The sequence below is a fragment of the Nocardioides sp. Z35_8 genome (assembly GCF_059621125.1).
Window position 1 is genome coordinate 503,549 of sequence record NZ_JCAQIE010000001.1, and the last position, 20,697, is coordinate 524,245.

Sequence of the window (20,697 nt, forward strand, 5' to 3'; positions counted from 1 at the left end):
TGCCTGTCGCAGACCCCGGTCTCTGACAGGCTGGCCGCATGCACCCGGACGCCTGGCTGGTCGTCATCGACCCGCAGCGGATCTTCGCCGACCCCGCGAGCCCGTGGGGCTCGGCCATGTTCCCCGACATCGTGGAGCCCGTACGACGACTCGCGGCCGCCGCGGGCGAGCGCACCGTCGTCACCCGCTGGGTGCCTGCCCGCGACCCGCAGGGCAGCTGGCGCGCCTACCTCGACGCCTGGCCGTTCGCCGACGTCCCCGACGACGACCCGCTGCTCGACCTGGTCCCGGAGGCGCACGGCCTGGGCGACGTCGTCGTCTCGTTGCCGACCTTCGGCAAGTGGGGTCCCGAGCTCGCCGCCGTCACCGGCCCCGTGCCCCACCTCGTCCTCACCGGCGTGAGCACCGACTGCTGCGTGGTGTCGACCGCGCTCGCCGCGGCCGACGCCGGCGCCACGGTCACCGTCGTCACCGACGGCTGCGCCGGGTCCTCGGCCGACAACCAGCGCGCGGCCCTGCACGTGATGGACCTCTACCCGCCCCAGATCACCCTGGCCACGACCGACGAGGTCCTCGGGTCGTGAGCCGGGTCATCCACACCGGTCAGGCGCTCGTCGACGTGGTCGTGGAGGTGCCCGACCTCCCCGCACGTGGCCAGAACGTCATGGCCGTCTCGACCGCCGACTACGCCGGGGGCGCGGTGACGGTGCTCGCGGCGGCGGCGCGCTTCGGCGCGGAGTGCGTGCACGCCGGCGCCCACGGCACCGGCCCGCACGGCGACCTGGTCCGGGCGGCGCTGGCCGCCGAGGGGATCACCGCCTCCGCTCCCCCGGTGGCCGGGCTCGACACCGGCATCTGCGTGGTGATGCTCGAGCCGAGCGCCGAGCGGACGTTCGTGACCACCCTGGGCGCCGAGCGCCGGATCAGCGTGGAGTCGCTGGGCACCTCCGAGCCGCGTCCCGGCGACCTGGTGTGCGTCACCGGCTTCTCGCTCGCCCTCGACAGCACGCGCGACCCGCTGCTGGCCTGGTTGCCGACCCTGGACCCCGACGTGGTCGTGGTCCTCGACCCGGGAGCCGCGTTCGCCGGCCTGTCGGAGGAGGTGCGCGCCGCCATGCTCGCTGTGACCGACGTCTGGACGAGCAACGCCGAGGAGGCCGAGCACCTGCTCCACGCCGTGGGGGCGGAGGCGCCGGGCGACCTCACCGGCCGCACCGCCGCCATCGCTCCCCTGCTGCGGGGCGCCGCCGTCGCCATCGTCCGCGACGGACCGGCGGGCTGCGCCGTGCACGTCGACGGCGCGACGACCTACGTCCCGGGCTTCCCGCAGGAGCCGGTCGACACCAACGGCGCGGGTGACACCCACACCGGCGCGCTCCTGGCCGAGGTGGTGGCCGGCACGCCGTGGGTCGAGGGCTGCCGCCGGGCCAACGCGGCCGCGGCGATCAAGGTCACCCGGCGCGGCCCCGAGTCGGCACCGACCGCCGCCGAGGTCGACGCGTTCCTGGCCCGCGGCGGGCAGGGAGCCGGCCCGGCGACGGGTCGGGCGACGGGCCGGGCAACGGGCTAGGTGCGGCGGCCGCCCGACTCGCGCAGCCGCCGGCCCTTCTCGACGTCCTTGCGCGCCTTCTCGGCGGCCTTGTCCGACTTGCGGGTGTCGCGCGGGGGCAGCTGCAGCACCTCCTCCGCGGCGATGCCCGCTTGGAGCTGTCGTCCGCGCTCGAGCTCGGCGTCGAGCTCGGCACCGAAGAGCAGCGCCAGGTTGGTGATCCACAGCCACAGCAGGAACGCGATGACGCCGGCGAGCGAGCCGTAGGTCTTGTCATAGCTGGAGAAGTTGGCGACGTAGAACCCGAACGCCGCCGACGCCAGCACCCACACCACGATCGCGACGACCGCGCCGATGCTGATCCAGCGGAGCTTCGGCTGCTTCACGTTGGGAGTGGCGTAGTAGAGCAGCGCCACGATGAGCACGACGACCGCCAGAAGCACCGGCCACTTCGCGATGCTCCACACCGTGACCGCTGCCGACTCCAACCCGATCGCGCGGCCGACCGCCTCCGCGGCCGGGCCGGTCAGCACCAGCCCGACCGCGACGACGGCGGCGAGCACGACGGTCACCAGCGTGACGAGGAGGACGGTCGGGCGCAGCTTCCAGATCGGGCGGCCCTCGTCGATCTCGTAGATCCGGTTCATGCCGCGTCCGAACGCGCCGACGTAGCCCGAGGCCGACCACAGGGCGGTGGCGAGGCCGATCACCAGCGCCAGACCGGCGCCCTGGTTGCCGGCGAGCTCGGTCAGCGTCGGCTCGAGGGTGTCGGCGGCCGAGGAGGCACCGATGTCGCTCAGGATCTGCAGGAGCGTGTCGACCGTCTTCTGCTGCTGGCCGACGAGGCCGACCAGCGAGAGCATCGCGATCGCGGCCGGGAACAGGGCGAGGATGGAGTAGTAGGTCAGTGCCGCCGCGACGTCGGTGCACTGGTCGTCGAGGAACTCGCGGACCGTCTTGCGCAGCACGTAGCCCCACGTGGGCTTGGCCAGGTCGTCGGGCGAGTCGGGCTTGCCGGGTGCGTCGGGCTCGGGGGCGGTCTCCCGCTCCTCGCTGGTGTGCTCCCCTGGGGCGGAGTCGGATCGCTGCGTCATGACCTCACAGTGCCCGACGCGCGCCCGCCCATACGGTCGTCCGCCACGCGACGCGAGCGGGCGCCGTGGACACCCGCTCGCGTCGCGCTCGATCGGTCAGCGCTGGGTCAGCGGACCAGGCACGGACGCTTGGGGTCGAACGCCCAGTCCGCGACGAGGTACTGCATGGCGACGGCGTCGTCGCGGGCGCCGAGGCCGTGCTCGAGGTAGAGCTCGTGGGCCTCGGCGAGCCGGTCGCGGTCGAGGGCGACCCCCAGGCCGGGCGCGTCAGGCACGGCGATCGCCCCGTCGCGGATCTGCAGCGGGTCGGTCGTCAGGCCCTGGCCGTCCTGCCAGATCCAGTGCGTGTCGAGGGCGGTGATCTCGCCGGGCGCCGCGGCCCCCACCTGGGTGAACATCGCCAGCGACACGTCGAAGTGGTTGTTGGAGTGCGAGCCCCACGTCAGGCCGAAGTCGTGGCACAGCTGCGCGACGCGCACCGAGCCGGCCATCGTCCAGAAGTGCGGGTCGGCGAGCGGGATGTCGACGGCGTTGGTGCGCACCGCATCGGCCATCTGGCGCCAGTCGGTGGCGACCATGTTGGTGGCCGTGCGCAGGCCGGTGCGGCGCTTGAACTGCGCCATCACCTCGCGCCCGGAGTAGCCGCCCTCGGCGCCGCACGGGTCCTCCGCATAGGCCAGGACGTCGCCCTTGCCGGCGAGCAGCCGGACGGCGTCCTCGAGGAGCCAGCCGCCGTTGGGGTCGAGGGTGATCCGCGCGTCGGGGAAGCGCTCGTGCAGCGCGGTCACCGCCGCGACCTCCTCCTCGCCGGGCAGCACGCCGCCCTTGAGCTTGAAGTCGGTGAAGCCGTAGCGGGCCTGCGCGGCCTCGGCGAGCCGTACGACGGCCTCCGGGGTCATCGCCTCCTCGCGACGGAGCCGCTCCCAGTCGTCGACGCCCGACGAGTGCTCGCGCAGGTAGGGCAGGTCCGTGCGGTCGGGGTCGCCGACGTAGAACAGGTAGCCCAGCATCGGCACGGAGTCGCGCTGCTGGCCCTCGCCGAGGAGCTCCGCGACCGGGACGCCGAGCGCCTGGCCGGAGAGGTCGAGCAGCGCCGACTCGAGCGCGGTGACCGCGTGGATGGTGGTGCGGAGGTCGAAGGTCTGCTGGCCGCGGCCGCCGGCGTCGCGGTCGGCGTACGCCGCCGCGACGCGGCGCAGCAGCGTGCGGAACCGCGCGACGGGCTGGCCGACGAGGAGGTCGGCGGCGTCGGCGATCGTCTGCCGGATCGCCTCCCCACCGGGCACCTCGCCGAGGCCCTCGCGGCCCTCGGAGTCGGTGACGACCGCGATGTTGCGGGTGAAGAACGGGCCGTGCGCGCCGCTGAGGTTGAGCAGCATGGAGTCGTGCCCGGCGACCGGGACGACCTCGACCCTGGCGATCGTGCTCACTCGAGGTCACCGTCGATCCGGCGGCGCAGGCCCCACGGGTTGTCGTCGCGCACCGCGGCGGGCAGCAGCGCGGCCGGCACGTCCTGGTAGGCGACCGGGCGCTGGAAGCGCTCGATGGCCAGGCTGCCCACGCTGGTGGTGCGCGAGTCGGACGTCGCGGGGTAGGGGCCGCCGTGGACCATCGCGTGACCGACCTCGACGCCGGTGGGCCAGCCGTTGAAGAGCACGCGTCCGGCCTTCAGCTCGAGAACGGGCAGCAGCGCGCGGGCGTCGTCGACGTCGGCGTCGGTGGCGTGCACCGTCGCGGTGAGCTGGCCCTCGAGGCCCTCGAGCCGGGGCAGCAGGCTCGTCACGTCGTCGTAGCGCACGACGACGCCGGCGGCGCCGAAGACCTCGTCGGTCACCGTGCTGTCGTCGATCGCGAGCAGCTCGACGGGAGCCTCGTAGACCCCCGGCGCGGGGGCGTGCTCGCCCGCCGCGGAGCCCTCGCCCACGACCCGGACGCCCTCGGTGCCTCGCAGGCTGGCGGTGCCGCTGGCGTACGCCTCGGCGATGCCCGGGGTGAGCATCGGCTGGCCGGTGGCCGCGCCCACCGCCTCACCGGCCGCGCGGAGGAAGGCGTCGCCCCGCTCGCCGGACGGCAGGAAGAGCAGGCCGGGGTTGGTGCAGAACTGGCCGGAGCCGAGCGTCAGGCTGCCGACGTAGGCCCCGGCGAGGGCGGCGACGTCGCCCTCGAGGGCGCCGGGCAGCACCACGACCGGGTTGATCGACGACATCTCGGCGTAGACGGGGATCGGCACCTCGCGCTCCGCGGCGGCGCGGACCAGGGCCAGGCCGCCGCCTCGCGAGCCGGTGAAGCCCACCGCGGCGATGCGCGGGTCGGTGACGAGCTCCTGGCCGGTCTCGATGCCGCCGAGCACGAAGGAGAACGTGCCGGCGGGCAGGCCGGCCCGCTCGACCGCGCGGGTGATCGCGCGGGCGACGAGCGTCCCGGTGACCGGGTGGGCCGGGTGGCCCTTGACCACGACCGGGCACCCCGCCGCCAGGGCGGACGCGGTGTCGCCGCCGGCGGTCGAGAAGGCGAGCGGGAAGTTGCTCGCGCCGAACACCGCGACCGGGCCGAGCGGCACCATCCGCTGGCGGATGTCGGCGCGCGGCAGCGGCGTACGCTCCGGCAGCGCCGGGTCGATGCGCACGCCGAGGTGGTCACCCTGACGCACGACCCCCGCGAAGAGGCGCAGCTGGCCGGTCGTGCGGCCCACCTCGCCGGTGATGCGGCCCTCGGGCAGACCGCTCTCGCGCACCGCCTCCACGATGATCGCGTCCTTGTCGGACTCGATCTCGCTCGCCACCGCCTCGAGGAACGCCCCGCGCTCCTCCGGGGTGGTGGCGCGGTAGGCCGTGAACGCGTGCGCGGCGGCCGTGGTCGCGGCCGCGACGTCCGGGTGCTCGGAGTCGGCGCCGGCGATGATCGAGGTGGCGGTGATCGTGGGGCTGTCGGTCATGGTGTCCTTCGGGATCGGGATGAGTGGTCGTGGCCGGTCGGGCCCGGGCAGACCCGCGGTCAGGCCTGGGAGCCTGCCACCTTGTCCACGAGGGTCTGCAGCTCGCCCCGCTCGGCGTCGGTGAGGTCGGCGAGCGGCGGACGGACCGGACCGGCCGGGCGACCGACGGCGGCGAGGCCGGCCTTGACGATCGACACCGCGTAGCCGGACTCGCGGTCGCGGATCTTGGTGTAGGGGATGACGAAGTCGTTGAGCATGGCGTAGACCGTCGTCTGGTCCTGGCGGCGCACGGCGTCGTAGAAGTCGAGCGCGAAGCCCGGCACGAAGTTGAAGATCGCCGAGCTGTAGGTCGTCACGCCGAGCTGGAGCAGGGGCAGGGCGAACATCTCGGCCGTGGGCAGGCCGCCGATGTAGATCAGCCGGTCGCCGAGCTGGGCGTAGGTGCGGGTCATCTGCTCGATCGCGCCGACGCCGTCCTTGAAGCCGACGAGGTTGTCGTTGCGGGCGCAGGCCTGCTCGAGGGCGTCGGTGCCGAGCACGGCGTTGGCGCGGGAGTAGTAGACGACGCCGAGGTCGGTGGCGGCGCACACGGCGCTGATGTGCTCGACCAGGCCGCGCTGGCCGGCCTCGGTGAGGTAGGGCGGCATCAGCAGGATGCCGTCGGCGCCGGCCTCCTGGGCCGCCTTGACCTGGGCGACCGCGTTGACGGTCGAGCCGGTGGCGGGGCCCAGGACGGGCACCTTGCCGCCGGCACCGGCGATCGCGGCCCGCACGACGCGGTCGGACTCCTCGGCGTTGAGGGAGAAGCCCTCACCCGTGCCGCCGGCGGCGAACAGGCCGGCCACCGGATAGCCGCTGAGCCACTCGAGGTGCTCGCGGTAGGCCGGCTCGTCGAACGTGAGGTCGGTGTCGAAGTGGGTGACCGGGAAGGACAGCAGTCCGCTGCCCAGGGTCTCGGCGAGCTCGGTGGGGCTGTACTTCGTCACGCTGCGTCCTTCGGTTCGGGCCGTGGCTCCGTGGTCACGGATGTGGCGGTGTTCACCAACCTAGGAAGCCCGACGATGCCTGTCCAAGCCCGTTTCTGAATCCAGTGATGCTCCTGTGGCATGGTGCGGCCGGTTACCGTGACCCCGTGACCCCGGACGTCCTCCTCGTCGGCGCCGGCGACCTCGGCGCCACGGTCGGCCTCCGGCTGGCCGCGCTCGGGCACGGGGTGCTCGCCCTGCGGCGCGACGCCTCGCGGGTGCCCGCCCCTCTCGTCGGCCGCTCGGTCGACCTCACCCGTGCGGCGCCCGACCTGTCCGGCGTACGCCCGAGCCTGGTCGTCGTCGCCCTCACCGCCCGTCCGCGCACCGAGGAGGCCTACCGCGCGACGTACGTCGAGGGGATGGCGCGCGCGCTCGACACGCTGGCCGAGGCCCCCGACCGGGCCGTGCTGGTCTCCTCGACCGCGGTGCACGCCAGCCGCGACCTCCCGGAGGTCGAGGACGAGACCGCTCCCCCGGCCCCGGCCGACGGCCCAGGGCGGATGCTCGTGGCCGCCGAGGAGGCCTTCCACGAGCGGATCCCGCACGGGACGGTGCTGCGCCTGTCCGGGCTCTACGGCGGCGCCAGCACGCGGCTGCTCGACCAGGTCCGCGAGGGGCGGATCGACGACCCGCACCGCTGGACCAACCGCATCCACCGCCAGGACGCCGCGGCCGCCGTGGTGCACCTGCTGACGATGCCCGCTCCGCCCGAGCGCCTCTACCTCGGCACCGACGACGAGCCCGCCCAGCTCGGCGACGTGGCGGCGTTCCTCGCCGAGCGCCTCGGCGCACCCGCCCCGCCTCCGGCCGACCCGGCCCGGGGCCACGGCAAGCGACTGTCCGACGCGCGGCTGCGCGCCACCGGCTGGGCGCCGGCGTACCCCTCCTACCGCGAGGGCTACGCCCGCCTGCTGCCGGGCTGACGGCTTCGGGGGCGCGGGGTGGCGTGCTGGCGCGGGCCGACCGCGTCTGACATAACGGCGTACCTGGTGGGCGAGTCCGACACCTGGAGGCCGTTGCAACCCCCTCCAGGTGTCGGAGTCCCCGCTCGAGCGGGGACTCCGACAACGCGACGACGGCGGCAGCGACACCACCCCCGCCGGTCACATGGTGACCGGCTTCCCGCCCGTCACGGCGATGACCTCGCCGGTGATGTAGCTCGACTCCGGTGAGGCGAGGTAGACGAACGCCGTGGCGACCTCGGCGGGCTGCCCGGCGCGCCCGAGGGGCGTGTCCTGACCGAAGACCTCGACCTTCTCCGGCGGCATGGTCGCCGGGATGAGGGGCGTCCAGATGGGCCCGGGGGCGACGGAGTTGACGCGGATCCCCTTCTCGGCCAGCGTCTGGGCCAGGCCGCGGGTGAAGTTGACGATCGCCGCCTTCGTGCTGGCGTAGTCGAGCAGCTCCGGCGACGGGGACGACGACTGCACCGACGAGGTGTTGATGATCGACGCGCCGGACCTCATGTGCGGCAGCGCCATCCGGCACAGCCAGAACATCGCGTAGACGTTGGTCTTCATCACCCGGTCGAGCTGCTCGGTCGTGATGTCGGCGAGGCCGCCGGGCTGCGCCATCTGGTAGGCGGCGTTGTTGACGAGGATGTCGATGCGACCGAGCTCGGAGACGGCCGTGTCGACGAGCGCCTGGCACGCCTCCTCGCGCACGAGGTCGGTCGGCACGAGCACCGCCCGGCGTCCGGCCTCCTCGACGAGTCGTCCGGTCTCGCGCGCGTCCTCGTCCTCGCCCTCGAGGTAGGCGATCACCACGTCGGCGCCCTCGCGCGCGAACGCGAGCGCGACCGCGCGGCCGATGCCGGAGTCGCCGCCGGTGATCACGGCGACCTGGTCGAGCAGGCGGTCGTGGCCGACGTACGTCTCCTCGCCGTGGTCGGGCTTCTCGCCCATCTCGCCGGTGACGGAGTCCTCGTCGCCGGGCTTCGGCAGCTGCTCGCCCTCGGTGTCGGGCTGCTCGTGCAGCTCGGTGGGGTCCTGGCGGGTCTGGTCGGCCTGTCGGTCGTCGCCCATGGTCGTCCGTCCTCTCGGGTTGCCTGCATTGCCTGGTCGGCATCGCGGTACCCGGCATACGACGGTCGATGCGGGGCACCGGAAGGCCATGTCACCCAAGGACGCGGCGGTCGCGGCGACCGACCGTTGGACCGATCCCGACGGCATCCGCGCCCCTGCCGGGCTCGTCCACGCCTGGCTGCGGGGGACCAACCAGACGCTCTGCGGCGTCCCGTTGAGCAAGGCGCGGCTGCACCGCTTCCCGCACGTGCAGTGGGTCGATGCCCAGCCGGCCACGGGACGCGACGCCGACGAGGTCCGCGAGGTCTGCCGACGGTGCGCCGCGGGGATGGGCGCCAAGCGCGACAGCCGGCCGTGGAGGCGGGACAACCCGCGGCCCTGACGCCGATCGCCACGCTCGACCCATTCCGCAGCGGGTCCACCTGTCCGCCCGACTGAGCAGGCAGCGCCCGACGTGGTGGGCGAGTCTGACACCTGGAGGCCTTTGCAACGGCCTCCAGGTGTCGGAGTCCCCGCTCGAGCGGGGACTCCGACAGGCCGAGCCAGCGCGGACCCGCCGGCGGGAGTCACGTCGCCGAAACACGAGGCCACCAGACTGGCGCCGTGGAGATCACCCGCGCCGACTTCGACGACCCCCGGCTGGCGGCGTTCCTCCGGGCGCACCTCGACGACCTCGCCCCCACCGCGCCGCCGGAGAGCCGCCACGCCCTCGACCTGGCCGCCCTGCGGGGCGACGGCGTACGCCTGTGGGTGGGCACGGACGACGGGGCGATCGTCGGCACGGCCGCGTTGGCGGCGCTCGAGGACGGCCATGAGGAGCTCAAGAGCATGCGCACCGAGCCGCGGGTGCGCGGCACTGGCGTGGCGAGCCGGCTGCTGGCCCACGCCCTGGCCGACGCCCGGGCACGGGGCGTCGGGCGCGTGTCGCTCGAGACGGGCAGCATGGAGTTCTTCGCGCCCGCGCGCCGGTTCTACGCCCGGGCCGGGTTCGTGCCGTGCCCGCCCTTCGCGTCCTACGCCGACGACCCGCTGAGCTGCTTCATGACGCTGGTGCTGGCTCCGGGCTGACGTCGCCGGCCCAGGCCGGGAGCACCACCGTCGCCGTGGTGCCGCGCCCCCGCTCGGAGTCGATGTCGACCGTGCCGCCGTGGCGGGCCGCGATCCGGGCCACGATCGCGAGCCCGAGGCCGGTGCCCGGTCGCGCCAGCGCCGCGGGGTTGGTGGAGCGGAAGAACTCGCGGAACAGCTGCGTGCGGTCGGCCTCGGAGATGCCGATGCCCGTGTCGGTGACCGCGACGACGACCGAGTCGTCCTGCCGCGCGACGCGCACGGTGACCCGTCCGCCGGGATCGGTGTACTTGATCGCGTTGGTGGCCAGGTTGGTGAGGAGGCGGTGGAGCTCCTCGGCATCACCGGGCACCAGCAGCGGCTCGTCGGGCAGGTCGGCGTCGCACGTGACGCCTCCGGCGGACGCGGCGGCGTGGCACTCCTCGTAGACGTCGTGCACCACGCGGCGCAGGTCGACCGGGATCGGGTCGAACTCGCGGTGCGGGTCGGAGACCTGGGCCATCGTCAGCATGTCGTCGATGACGGCCCGCATCCGCCGCGCGCCGCGCGTCGCGGCCGCCACCGACCGGCGCCCGTCCTCGTCGAGCCGGTCGGTGTCGAGGAGCTCGAGGTTGGCGCTCATCGAGAAGAGCGGGTTGCGCAGCTCGTGGCCGAGGGTGTTGACCACCTCGACGCGATAGCTGTCGAGGCGCCGCAGCCGGTCGACGACGGCACGCTCGAGCTCGAGCTGGCGCGCCTTGCCGACGGCCAGGCCCAGGTCGCGGCCGATGTCGCGCGCCGCCTCGACCTCGACGTCGCTCCACGGACGGGAGGCCGAGACGCGGGTCAGCACGAGGAAGCCGACGCACTCGGGCCCCACTCCCATCGGCACGAAGAGCACCGACCCGATGCCGATGCCGTCGAGGAACCCGAGCAGCCGCCCGGCGTCCTCAGGGGACAGGCCGGGGTGGTCGAGGTGGTCGCGGGAGAAGGGCGTCACCACCTGGTCGGCCCAGTAGGTGCGCGCGAGCCCCACCACCACGTCGTCGATGTCGTCGAACGGCGGCACGTCGTAGGTCTCGTCCACGGCGTACGACGTCGTGGTGGAGCCCGTGCCGTCGGCGTCGAACGCCGTCAGCCACATGCCCACGGCGTCGAAGCAGGACACGACCGCGGCCCGGCACGCCTCGAGGACGAGCTCGAGGGTCGGCTCCCCGAGCGCCTGGCGCACGATCTGGCGCGCCTGCGCCGCCATCCGCACCTGCTGGCTGAGCTCCTCGCGCTCGAGCGCGAGCAGGACGAGGGTGCGCGCGAGCCCGGCGTACCTCGTCAGCACCTCCATCTTCGCCGGCGAGGGCAGCCGGCCGTCGTCGGGGATGTCGACCGACAGCACTCCGCGCAGCCGTCCCTGGTCGTCGTGGACGGGGGCGGCGAGCAGGTCGAGCGGGTGCCAGGCGTCCTCCCCCTCCAGCGGCGTGACGTCGGGGATGTGGCTGTAGGCCAGGGACTCCGCGCTCGCCCGGTCGTGCGGCACGAAACGCCACACCCCCCACTCGTCGGCGTCCTCGAGCTCGCGCTCGATCGACTCGACCGGCACCCGGGTGCCGACGAAGCCGTCCTCGACCCCGGCGGCAGCGACGACCTCGAAGTGGTCGTCGCGGCGCAGTGTGAGGGAGGACTGGGCGAACCCGGCGAGCGTGGCGACGCCCTCGACCAGCACCTGGAGGTGCTGGCGCGTCTGCTCGTCGTCCCAGGCGGGCTCGGCGGCACGCCGACCCGGACGCGGCTCGACCGACATCACACCCCCCGTCGTCGCTGTCCTCGGCGCCTGCAGCACTCCGACTCTAGGCGGCGCGGGGCCGCGGGTGCAGGGTTTCCTTGACGCCATCTGCTCACCCGTGGGCGGCCATGACCTCCAGCACGCGACGGACGACCGGCGTCACCCGCTCCCGCGACCAGATCGCGTGCAGCTCGACGGGCCGGTCCGCGTCGGCGCCACCCCCCGCGTCGCCGGGCGGGGCCAGCTCCTTGAACACCACCCCGTCGACGTGCAGGGACGCGGCCGACGCCGGCGCGAGGGTGACCCCCCGCTCGGCGGAGACGAGGAGCATCGCGGTCAGCACCTGGTGCACGCGCTGGTCGACCCGCGGGTGGGCATTGGCGAAGAAGCGCACCGACAGCTCGTGGAAGTAGCGCGACTGGTCGGGGTTGTAGCCGATGACGGTCTCACCCTCGAAGTCGCCCGCGCTCAGGGGCCGCGACGCCTCGGCCAGCGGGTGCGACACGGGTACGACGGCCATGAACGGCTCGCGCAGCACCACCCGCGAGCGCAGCAGCCCGGTGTCGAACGGCGGGCGCGCCAGGCCGACGTCGAGCTCGCCGCGCCGGATGCCGTCGACCTGCGCGTTGGTGACCCGCTCGGACAGCACCACCTCCACGTCGGGCAGCTCGGCGGTCAGCCGCCGCAGCAGCGGCCCCAGGATCGAGATGGCCGACACGGCGGTGAAGCCCAGGCGTACGACGCCGGCGGCGCCCGCGTCGACCCGGCGGGCGAGGTCGCCGGCTCCCTCGACGAGGTTGAGCAGCCGGTGCGCCTCGTCGAGGAACGCGGCCCCGGCGCCGGTCAGCTCGACGCGCCGGTTGTCACGCTCGAGCAGGCGCGCGCCGACCGACTTCTCCAGCTTCTGGATCTGCCGCGACAGCGGCGGCTGGGTCATCTGGAGGCGCTCGGCGGCCCGGCCGAAGTGCAGCTCCTCGGCCACGGCGACGAAGGAGCGGACCTGGTCGAGGGTGATCACCGGGTGAGGGTACGATGCGCCGGGCGTATCAGTCCATGCCCAATTGGGCTTGGACCGGCATCATCGCGCAAACCTAGTGTCGGTGGTCACATCCCGAACAAGGAGCACCTCCATGCGCAAGCAGACCCTCAGCCTGGCAGCCCTCGCCGCCGGCACCGCTCTCGCCCTGACCGCCTGCGGTGGGGTCCAGACGACGGCCGGTGGCGGCAGCGACAGCGGCGACTACCCCACCGGGGCGGTCAACATGCCGGTCGGCGCGTCGGCGGGCGGGTCCTCCGACCTGATCAGCCGCCAGATCTCGCGCGGGCTGTCCGAGGAGCTCGGCGGCTCGTTCCCCGTCATCAACCGCGAGGGCGCCAACGGCGCGCTGGCGGCCGCGGAGGTCGCCAAGGCCGACCCGGACGGCTCGACCATCTCGGTCCAGAACGCCTCGCTGTTCACGATCACCCCGCTGGCCGTCCCGGAGGACCAGGCCACCAACATCGACGACTTCGACATCGTCCAGGGCGTCTCGCGCGACGACTACGTCCTCGTCGCGAGCAAGGGGTCGGGCTTCGACTCGATCGACTCCTTCGCCGACGCGAAGGGCAAGGTCACCTACGGCACCACCGGTGTCGGCACCGGCGCCCAGCTCGCCTGCGCGCTCACCTTCAACGTCAACGACACCCCCGCGGAGGCGATCCCCTTCGACGGCGGCGCCCCGGCCCTCACCGCGCTGCTCGGCGACCAGGTCGACACCGCGTGCCTCCAGATCGGCGAGGCCATCGAGAACATCCGCTCCGGCAAGCTCACCCCGATCGTGGTCTTCGGCCCCGAGCGCGTCGAGTTCCTGCCCGACGTCCCCACCGCCCAGGAGTCGGGCCTCGAGGTGGAGGTCACGCAGTACCGCTTCATGACCGTCCCCAAGGGCACGCCGCAGGACGTCAAGGACGCCATCGCCGAGGCCATGCAGGCGACGTTCGAGACCGAGGAGTACCAGGACTTCAACGCGCAGAACAACCTCACCCCGATGGAGCTCCCCGGCGACGAGGTCGTCGCGCAGCTCGAGGCGGACAAGCAGCGCTACGCCGACCTCGTCGAGGAGTACGGCATCAACCTCGGCGACGCCAACTGATCCCGGCCGGTCCCGGGCCGGCCACGGGCCGCGGCCCGCGCCGCCCGGGACCGGCCCGCACCACCCCGACGCCCCACCGAGGGGACCCCCGCCCCTCACCGCACGGAGACGAGACCACGATGAGCGAGACCCAGCCCCGCCCGGCGCCCGGATCGGAGCAGGACGACGCGCACGAGCGCGACATCCTGGCCGAGATCCAGGCCGAGGTCGCCCGGGACCTCGCCGAGGAGCGCCCGCCCGCGGGCGGGCCGGCCTACCAGGTGGTCTCGGCCGCCGCGCTGCTCGTGCTCGGCCTCGTCGCGGCCTTCCTCGCCCACGGCTACGGGCTCGGCTCGCTGCGGCGCCCCGGACCCGGCCTGTGGCCGTTCATCGTCTCGCTCCTCGTCGTGGTCCTCGCCGTGGTGCTGCTGGTCGTGGCGCGTCGGCTGACCGACACCGAGCGGTTCACCCGCTCGAGCCTGCTCGTCCTCGCCGGCGCCGCCACGTTCGTCGGCCTCGGCGTGCTGCTCCCCGTCGTCGGCTTCGAGATCCCGGCCGTGCTGCTCAGCATCGTCTGGCTCCGCTTCCTCGGCGGGGAGTCCTGGCGCAGCACGATCGTCATCTCGGTCCTCACCACCGCGGCGTTCTACGGGCTCTTCCTCTACGGCCTGTCGGTCCCGCTGCCCCACCTGATCGCCTTCTGACCCGAGCGCAGGAAGAGAACCCCCCATGGACCTCAGCGCCTTCCTCGACGGCTTCGGCGTCGTCACCCAGCCCGGCAACCTGCTCTACTGCCTGATCGGCGTCGTCGTCGGCATGCTGATCGGCGTCCTCCCCGGACTCGGTCCCGCCGCCACGATGGCCATCCTGCTGCCGGTCGTCTACAGCGCGCACGACCCGGTCGCGGCCATCATCATGCTCGCCGGCATCTACTACGGAGCCCAGTACGGCGGCACCATCACGTCGGTGCTACTCCGGATCCCGGGCGAGGCCAGCTCGGTGGTGACGGTCTTCGACGGCTTCGCGCTCGCCAAGCAGGGCAAGGCCGGCACGGCGCTCGGCATCGCCGCGATCGGCTCGTTCGTCGGCGCGACCATCTCGATCATCGGGCTGACGCTGCTCGGTCCGCTCGTGGCGGAGTTCGCGCTCGACTTCGGCCCGCCGGAGTACGCCGCGCTGGCACTGCTCGGCGTGCTGCTGGTCGCCACCATCGGCAACGGAAACACCGTCAAGGCCCTCGCGGCCGCCGCGGTCGGCCTGCTCCTGGCGACCGTCGGCAGCGACACCTTCACCAGCGCCGACCGCTACACGTTCGGCAGCCTCAACCTCGAGGACGGCATCGACTTCGTCGTCGTCGCGATGGGCCTCTTCGGCGTCGGCGAGATCCTCTACAACCTCGAGGAGCGCTACGGCAAGCCGCACGTCCCGGCCGCCATCGCCAACATCTGGCCCTCCCGCAAGGACCTCCGGCAGGCCGGCCCCGCCATCGGCCGCGGCTCGCTCATCGGCTTCGTCCTCGGCGTGCTGCCCGGCGGTGGCGCCGTGATGGCCTCGCTGGCGGCGTACGCGGCGGAGAAGCGGGTCGCCAAGCAGCCCGAGCGCTTCGGCCGCGGTGCCATCGAGGGCGTCGCCGGCCCGGAGTCGGCCAACAACGCCGCCGCCACGTCGTCGTTCATCCCCCTGCTGACGATCGGCATCCCGGCCAACGCCTCGATGGCGATGCTCTACGCCGCCCTGCTGGTGGTCGGCGTGACGCCGGGCCCGCAGCTCATCGACGAGCGACCCGACCTCTTCTGGGGCGTGGTCAACTCGATGTACATCGGCAACCTGATCCTGCTGCTGCTCAGCATCCCGCTCGTCGGCATCTTCGTCCGGATCCTGCGGGTGCGCCCGGCGATCCTCGCCCCGATCACCGCGCTCATCACGATCCTGGGCGTCTACACGATCCGCAACTCGGTCTTCGACATCTTCTTGATGATCTTCTTCGGCATCGTCGGCTACCTGATGAAGAAGACCGGCTTCGAGCCCGGCCCGATGGTGCTGGCGTTCGTCCTCGGCTCGCTCATCGAGTCGAGCTTCCGCCGCTCGATGCTGATCTTCGACGGCGACGCGACGGGCTTCGTGACCCGTCCCATCTCCGGCACGATCCTGGCCTTCGTCGTCCTGGTCATCGCGTTCCCGCTGATCAAGAAGGCCTTCCGCCGCACCACCCCCGCGGCGTCCACCCCCGACAGCGTCCAGCGAGAGGACTCCCTGCGATGACCATCGTGATCGGCTACGTGCCCACCCCTGCCGGCGAGGCGGCCCTCGAGGCCGGCCTCGAGGAGGCGACCGTCCACGGCGACGAGGTGGTGATCCTCAACAGCCCGCGCCGACGGACCACCGTCGACGGCGAGCTCATCGACGAGGCCACCGCCGACGAGCTGGTCGCGCGCGCCACCGCGGCCGGCGTCACCGCCCGCGTCGACCACTCCGACCACGGCGACGACATCGTCGAGACCTTCTCCCGGGTCGCCGAGGCGGCGTCCGCCCGCCTCGTGGTGATCGGCCTGCGCCGGCGCTCGCCGGTGGGCAAGCTCGTCACCGGGAGCGACGCCCAGCGCCTGCTCCTCGACCTCGACGTGCCGATCCTGGCCGTCAAGCCTCCCCGGTGACCGCGTGAGCCACAGCCGCGTCTCCCGGGTCGTCGTCACCCCGGTCGCCTTCGAGGACCCGCCGCTGCTCAACGTGGTCGGCGTCCACCAGCCCTACGCCCTGCGCGCGATCGTCGAGCTGCACACCGACTCCGGCCTGCTCGGGCTCGGCGAGACCTACGCCGACGAGACCCACCTGGGCCGGCTCGAGGCCGTCGCGGCCGCGCTGCCCGGCCACGACCCGTACGACCTCCACGGACTGCGCCGGCTCGTCACCGACGTGCTGGGCCGCGAGACCGGCGGGGGCGGCGCGTCGTTCGGCGGCATGCTCGACGTCGACTCGGCCGTCGACACCGTCTACTCGCCCTTCGAGGTCGCCTGCCTCGACCTGCAGGGCCACGAGGCCGGCGTGCCGGTGAGCTCGCTGCTGGGCGGCGCCGTGCGCGAGACCGTCCCGTTCAGCGGCTACCTCTTCCACAAGTGGGCCGGCCACCCGGGCTTCGCCGACGACGCCTGGGGCGAGGCGCTGACGCCGTCGCAGCTGGTCGCGCAGGCGCGGCGGATGGTCGACGGCTGGGGCTTCGGCTCGCTCAAGCTCAAGGGGGGCGTGCTGCCCCCCGAGGACGAGTGCGAGGCGATCGAGGCGCTGCGCGATGCGTTCCCGTCGATGCCGCTGCGGCTCGACCCCAACGGGGCGTGGACCGTCGAGACCTCGATCAAGGTGGCCGAGCGGCTCGCCGGTGTCGTGGAGTACCTCGAGGACCCCACCCCCGGCATCGAGGGCATGGCGGCCGTCTCGGCCCGCACGGACGTCCCGCTCGCGACCAACATGTGCGTCATCGCGATGGAGCACCTGCCGCCCGCGATCGCCCAGGACGCCGTGCAGGTCGTGCTGTCCGACCACCACCTGTGGGGCGGGCTGAGGAAGTCGGCGCTGCTCGGCGGCATCACCGAGGTCTGGGACATGGGGCTGTCGATGCACAGCAACAGCCACCTCGGCGTCTCGCTCGCCGCGATGGTCCACCTGGCCGCGGCCACCCCCAACCTCACCTACGCCTGCGACACCCACTACCCGTGGAAGACCCAGGACGTCGTCGCCGACGACGCCCTGCCGTTCGTCGACGGGTCGGTGGCCGTGCCGACGGGCCCCGGGCTGGGGATCTCCCTCGACCGCGACCGGATCGGCGAGCTGCACGAGCTCTACCTGTCCTGCGGCGTACGCCGCCGCGAGGACACCGTTTACATGCGCTCCATCCAGCCCGACTTCGAGGTCAACACCTCCCGCTGGTGAGGTCGGGTCGGGGTCGAGTCGGCGCGTCCTGACCGCCAGCAGGGGTCGAGCCGTCGCATCCTGACCGGGGACCACCGACGCGCGCCACTCAATAGTCCTTGACTTATATAACTGGTGAGTGAAACTCTCGGGCCATGTTCGACGTTGCCAAGCATCTGGGCGCGGTGACCCGCGCCGTCGAGGACAGCACCCATGAGGGGACGCCCGTGAAGGTCGTCGTCGCCTCCCGCACCTACCCCACCGACATCGATGACCTCTGGCAGGCCGTCACGGATCCCGAACGCATCGCGCGCTGGTTCGCCCCGGTGTCCGGCGACCTGCGACTCGGCGGGCGCTTCCAGGTCGAGGGCAACGCCGGCGGCGAGGTCACCGCCTGCGACGAGCCGAAGCACTTCGCGATCAGCTGGGAGTTCGGCGACCAGACCACCTGGGTCGACGTCGACCTCGAGACGGCAGGCGACACCACCACGCTCACCCTGCGGCACGCCGCCGACGTACGCGCGAGCGAGCACTGGGCGACCTACGGACCGGGCGCGGTCGGCGTCGGCTGGGAGCTCGGGCTGATGGGCCTGGCCGAGCACCTCGCCACCGGCACGCCCATCGCCCACGAGCAGGTCGAGGGGTGGGGCGCGTCCGCCGACGGGCTGGCGTTCATGAGTGGTTCGGCGACCGAGTGGGGCGAGGCCGACGCGGCCTCGTCCGACGACCCGGCCGCCTCCCGCGCGGCGGCCGCGCGCACCGCGGCGTTCTACACCGGCGCCGAGCCCCCGGCCTGAGGTGCACGCGTTCGACGTCCTCGGCGACCCGGTGCGCCGTCGGATCCTCGAGCTGCTCGCCGCCGGCGAGACCAGCGCCGGCGAGGTGGCCGCGATCGTCCGTGGCGAGTTCGGCATCAGCCAGCCGGCGGTGAGCCAGCATCTCAAGGTGTTGCGCGAGCACGGCTTCGCGACCGTCCGCGCCGAGGGCACGCGCCGGCTCTACGCCGTCGACCCGACCGGCCTCCGCGAGGCGGATGCATGGGTGGAGCAGTTTCGCGTGTTCTGGGAGCACAAGCTCGATGCACTCGGCACCGAGGTCGCCCGCGGCAAGCGGCGCCGAGGCGGCGCGTCCTGACGCATTTCTCGGGTCGAGTCGGCGCGTCCTGACACCTCCCGTCGAGAGGATGCGCCGACTGGACGCCGCACCGTCGTCAGGATGCGCCCACTCGACCCACCACAGCCGTCAGGACGCGCCCACTCGACCCACGACAGCCGTCAGGATGCGCCCACTCGACCCACCACAGCCGTCAGGACGCGCCCACTCGACACGGGAGGGGTCAGGTGACGCGGCGGCGGGTGTTGCCGAGGTGGAGCCGCATGGCGGCCCGGGCGGTGTCGACGTCGCCGGCGAGGACCGCGGCGGCGACGTTGTCGTGCTCGCGCCGCACGCGCTCGACGTGGGTGGCGTCGGTCATCGAGTACGGCTCGGCGAGGCGGGTGCGCGGCAGCATGATCATCATCGGCCCGAGCGAGCCGAGCAGGTCGGCATAGAACCGGTTGCCCGTCGCCCGCGCGATGGCGAGGTGGAAGGCGAAGTCGGCCTCGACGGCGCCCACGTGGCCGGCGCGGGTGAAGCCCGCCATCGCCTGCTCGATCGCGGCGACGTCGGCCGCCGTGTGGTGCAGCGCGGCCAGACCGGCCGCCTCGCTCTCCACCCCGATGCGGAAGTCGAGCATCGCCAGCACGTCGGCCTGCGAGCGGATCGCGGACGACTCGACGCTGAACGACGACGCCTCCGGCACGGCGAGCACGAACGACCCGCGCCCCTGCTGGGTCTCGACCAGTCCCTCCGCCCGCAGCCGGGTGACCGCCTCCCGCACGACGGTGCGCGAGACGCCGTACTCCTCGATGAGCTCGGCCTCCGACGGCAGCTTGGCCCCGGGAGCGAGGTCGCCGGCCAGGATCTTGTCCTTGAGGCCGGCGACCACGCTCGCCGACAGGGTGCTCATGCCGAGAAGGTAGCGGTCTCCACCGTGAGCTCGCGCATCCGCTCGGTGAGGGTGAACCCGAGGCCCGGACGCTCCGGCACGAAGATCCGCCCGTCGCGGATCTCGATGCGCTCCTCGAACAGCGGGTTGAGCCACTCGAAGTGCTCGACCCACGGCTCGGTGGGGTACGTCGCCGCGAGGTGGAGGTGGATCTCCATCGCGTAGTGCGGCGCCAGGTCGAGGCGGTGGTGGGCGGCGAGGGTGGCGAAGCGGAGGAACGGCGTGATGCCGCCGATGCGCGGGGCGTCGGGCTGCACGATGCCGCGGTAGCCGGCGTCGACCAGGCCCATGTGCTCGTCGACCGAGGTCAGCATCTCGCCGGTGGCGATCGGGGTGTCGAAGGTCTGCGACAGGTCGGCGTGGCCGACGTGGTCCCAGGCGTCGAGCGGCTCCTCGATCCAGATCAGGTCGAACTGCTCGAGCTCACGGCACATCCGGCGCGCGCGGGCGCGGTCCCACTGCTGGTTGGCGTCGACCATGAGCGGGCCGTCACCGAGGTGCTCGCGCAGCGCGGCGACGCGGCGCAGGTCCTCGCGCCAGTCGGGCTGGCCGACCTTGATCTTGATGCCGCCGATGCCGGACGCGAGGGAGGCGGTCGCCTTCTCCTTGATCTCCTCGACGGAGGCCTGGAGGAAGCCGCCGGAGGTGTTGTAGACACGGCACGAGTCCCGGTGCGCGCCGAGCAGCTTGGCCAGCGGCAGCCCCGCCCGGCGGGCCTTGAGGTCGTAGAGCGCGACGTCGAGCGCGGCGACGGCCTGGGTCGCGACGCCGGAGCGGCCGACGGAGGCGCCGGCCCACATCAGCGACTCGTAGATCTTGGCGATGTCGCTGGGGTCCTGGCCGATCGCGACCTCGACGACCTCCTTGAGGTGGGCGTACTGCGCCTTGCCGCCCGCGCGCTTGCTGTAGCTGAAGCCCATGCCCTCGAAGCCCTGCTCGGTCGTGAGCTCGACGAAGAGCATGACCGTCTCGGTCAACGGCTTCTGCCGGCCGGTGAGCACCTTGGCGTCGCTGACCGGGTTGGGCAGCGGCAGTACGACGTGGGACAGCGTCACGCTCCGGATGCGGTCGCCGGTGCCGGGCCCGGTGGCAACAGCCGACGAGGTGGCCGGGGCGGTGGGGGTCTGGGTCATGGGGATTCCTCGGGTCGTCGCAAACTTGTATGATGAGTGTGCAACT

General features: G+C 73.1%; 21 protein-coding genes. 12 read left to right on the plus strand and 9 right to left on the minus strand.

The genetic code is table 11. From position 1 onward, the window contains the following. Positions 1-38: 38 nt before the first annotated feature. Positions 39-584 carry a cysteine hydrolase family protein gene (locus tag AC54T2_RS02425; protein WP_496665422.1) on the plus strand — a complete coding sequence of 182 codons (546 nt, stop codon included), beginning with the start codon at positions 39-41 and terminating at the stop codon, positions 582-584. Next, positions 581-1,570: a PfkB family carbohydrate kinase gene (locus AC54T2_RS02430; RefSeq protein ID WP_496665423.1), complete on the plus strand. Its 990-nt coding sequence runs from the start codon at positions 581-583 to the stop codon at positions 1,568-1,570. The genes AC54T2_RS02425 and AC54T2_RS02430 overlap by 4 nt, the downstream gene beginning before the upstream one ends. Here the strand turns inward: AC54T2_RS02430 and AC54T2_RS02435 are convergent. From AC54T2_RS02435 to kdgD, 4 genes are all read right to left on the minus strand, one after another. Next, on the minus strand, positions 1,567-2,643 hold the full coding sequence (locus AC54T2_RS02435; protein WP_186339350.1) for a YihY/virulence factor BrkB family protein: 1,077 nt from the start codon (positions 2,641-2,643) through the stop codon (positions 1,567-1,569). The genes AC54T2_RS02430 and AC54T2_RS02435 overlap by 4 nt on opposite strands. Positions 2,644-2,750: 107 nt before the next feature. Continuing rightward, positions 2,751-4,073: an enolase C-terminal domain-like protein gene (locus AC54T2_RS02440; RefSeq protein ID WP_496665424.1), complete on the minus strand. Its 1,323-nt coding sequence runs from the start codon at positions 4,071-4,073 to the stop codon at positions 2,751-2,753. Beyond that, positions 4,070-5,578: an aldehyde dehydrogenase (NADP(+)) gene (locus tag AC54T2_RS02445; protein WP_496665425.1), complete on the minus strand. Its 1,509-nt coding sequence runs from the start codon at positions 5,576-5,578 to the stop codon at positions 4,070-4,072. Before AC54T2_RS02445 ends, AC54T2_RS02440 begins: the two co-directional genes overlap by 4 nt. 59 nt (positions 5,579-5,637) lie before the next feature. Continuing rightward, positions 5,638-6,564: a 5-dehydro-4-deoxyglucarate dehydratase gene (kdgD, locus tag AC54T2_RS02450; protein WP_496665426.1), complete on the minus strand. Its 927-nt coding sequence runs from the start codon at positions 6,562-6,564 to the stop codon at positions 5,638-5,640. A 146-nt stretch (positions 6,565-6,710) separates the two neighbouring features. Here kdgD and AC54T2_RS02455 point away from each other — a divergent pair, with 146 nt between their 5' ends. Beyond that, the gene (locus AC54T2_RS02455) at positions 6,711-7,529 is read left to right on the plus strand and encodes a Rossmann-fold NAD(P)-binding domain-containing protein (protein ID WP_496665427.1); all 819 of its coding nucleotides are present in this window, start codon (positions 6,711-6,713) and stop codon (positions 7,527-7,529) included. Between the two features lie 180 nt (positions 7,530-7,709). On the opposite strand, the gene AC54T2_RS02460 is transcribed toward AC54T2_RS02455, so the two are convergent. Continuing rightward, positions 7,710-8,630 (minus strand): glucose 1-dehydrogenase, encoded by a 921-nt coding sequence (locus AC54T2_RS02460; protein ID WP_186339354.1) that lies wholly within the window; start codon positions 8,628-8,630, stop codon positions 7,710-7,712. Between the two features lie 88 nt (positions 8,631-8,718). Here AC54T2_RS02460 and AC54T2_RS02465 point away from each other — a divergent pair, with 88 nt between their 5' ends. Both AC54T2_RS02465 and AC54T2_RS02470 read left to right on the plus strand, forming a co-directional pair. Beyond that, complete coding sequence (locus AC54T2_RS02465) at positions 8,719-9,012, plus strand: hypothetical protein (RefSeq protein WP_186339355.1); 294 nt, start codon at positions 8,719-8,721, stop codon at positions 9,010-9,012. A 221-nt stretch (positions 9,013-9,233) separates the two neighbouring features. Beyond that, positions 9,234-9,698: a GNAT family N-acetyltransferase gene (locus AC54T2_RS02470; RefSeq protein WP_489975312.1), complete on the plus strand. Its 465-nt coding sequence runs from the start codon at positions 9,234-9,236 to the stop codon at positions 9,696-9,698. Here AC54T2_RS02470 and AC54T2_RS02475 read toward each other — a convergent pair. Next, on the minus strand, positions 9,670-11,475 hold the full coding sequence (locus tag AC54T2_RS02475) for a sensor histidine kinase (protein WP_186339356.1): 1,806 nt from the start codon (positions 11,473-11,475) through the stop codon (positions 9,670-9,672). The genes AC54T2_RS02470 and AC54T2_RS02475 overlap by 29 nt on opposite strands. A gap of 94 nt (positions 11,476-11,569) precedes the next feature. Further along, entirely contained in the window at positions 11,570-12,475 is a 906-nt protein-coding gene (locus AC54T2_RS02480; RefSeq protein WP_496665428.1) for a LysR substrate-binding domain-containing protein, read from the minus strand. 112 nt (positions 12,476-12,587) lie between these two features. Here AC54T2_RS02480 and AC54T2_RS02485 point away from each other — a divergent pair, with 112 nt between their 5' ends. The 7 genes from AC54T2_RS02485 to AC54T2_RS02515 all read left to right on the plus strand — a co-directional run bounded on the left by AC54T2_RS02485 (position 12,588) and on the right by AC54T2_RS02515 (position 18,605). Next, a complete protein-coding gene (locus tag AC54T2_RS02485) occupies positions 12,588-13,589 on the plus strand; it encodes a Bug family tripartite tricarboxylate transporter substrate binding protein (RefSeq protein WP_496665429.1) in 1,002 nt (333 codons plus the stop codon). Between the two features lie 119 nt (positions 13,590-13,708). Further along, positions 13,709-14,272, plus strand: a complete 564-nt coding sequence (locus AC54T2_RS02490; protein ID WP_186339359.1) for a tripartite tricarboxylate transporter TctB family protein — start codon at positions 13,709-13,711, stop codon at positions 14,270-14,272. 25 nt (positions 14,273-14,297) lie between these two features. Beyond that, positions 14,298-15,830 (plus strand): tripartite tricarboxylate transporter permease, encoded by a 1,533-nt coding sequence (locus AC54T2_RS02495; RefSeq protein WP_496665430.1) that lies wholly within the window; start codon positions 14,298-14,300, stop codon positions 15,828-15,830. Then, a complete protein-coding gene (locus tag AC54T2_RS02500; RefSeq protein ID WP_186339361.1) occupies positions 15,827-16,222 on the plus strand; it encodes a universal stress protein in 396 nt (131 codons plus the stop codon). The genes AC54T2_RS02495 and AC54T2_RS02500 overlap by 4 nt, the downstream gene beginning before the upstream one ends. 4 nt (positions 16,223-16,226) lie before the next feature. After that, on the plus strand, positions 16,227-17,492 hold the full coding sequence (locus AC54T2_RS02505; protein WP_496665431.1) for a glucarate dehydratase family protein: 1,266 nt from the start codon (positions 16,227-16,229) through the stop codon (positions 17,490-17,492). Positions 17,493-17,626: 134 nt separating this feature from the next. After that, entirely contained in the window at positions 17,627-18,268 is a 642-nt protein-coding gene (locus AC54T2_RS02510; protein ID WP_496665432.1) for an SRPBCC family protein, read from the plus strand. 1 nt (position 18,269) lies between these two features. Then, the gene (locus AC54T2_RS02515) at positions 18,270-18,605 is read left to right on the plus strand and encodes an ArsR/SmtB family transcription factor (RefSeq protein WP_186339364.1); all 336 of its coding nucleotides are present in this window, start codon (positions 18,270-18,272) and stop codon (positions 18,603-18,605) included. Positions 18,606-18,807: 202 nt separating this feature from the next. Here the strand turns inward: AC54T2_RS02515 and AC54T2_RS02520 are convergent, their stop codons facing one another. Both AC54T2_RS02520 and AC54T2_RS02525 read right to left on the minus strand, forming a co-directional pair. Next, the gene (locus AC54T2_RS02520; RefSeq protein ID WP_496665433.1) at positions 18,808-19,479 is read right to left on the minus strand and encodes a FadR/GntR family transcriptional regulator; all 672 of its coding nucleotides are present in this window, start codon (positions 19,477-19,479) and stop codon (positions 18,808-18,810) included. Next, a complete protein-coding gene (locus AC54T2_RS02525) occupies positions 19,476-20,651 on the minus strand; it encodes an L-talarate/galactarate dehydratase (protein WP_241005233.1) in 1,176 nt (391 codons plus the stop codon). Before AC54T2_RS02525 ends, AC54T2_RS02520 begins: the two co-directional genes overlap by 4 nt. Between the last annotated feature and the right edge of the window lie 46 nt (positions 20,652-20,697).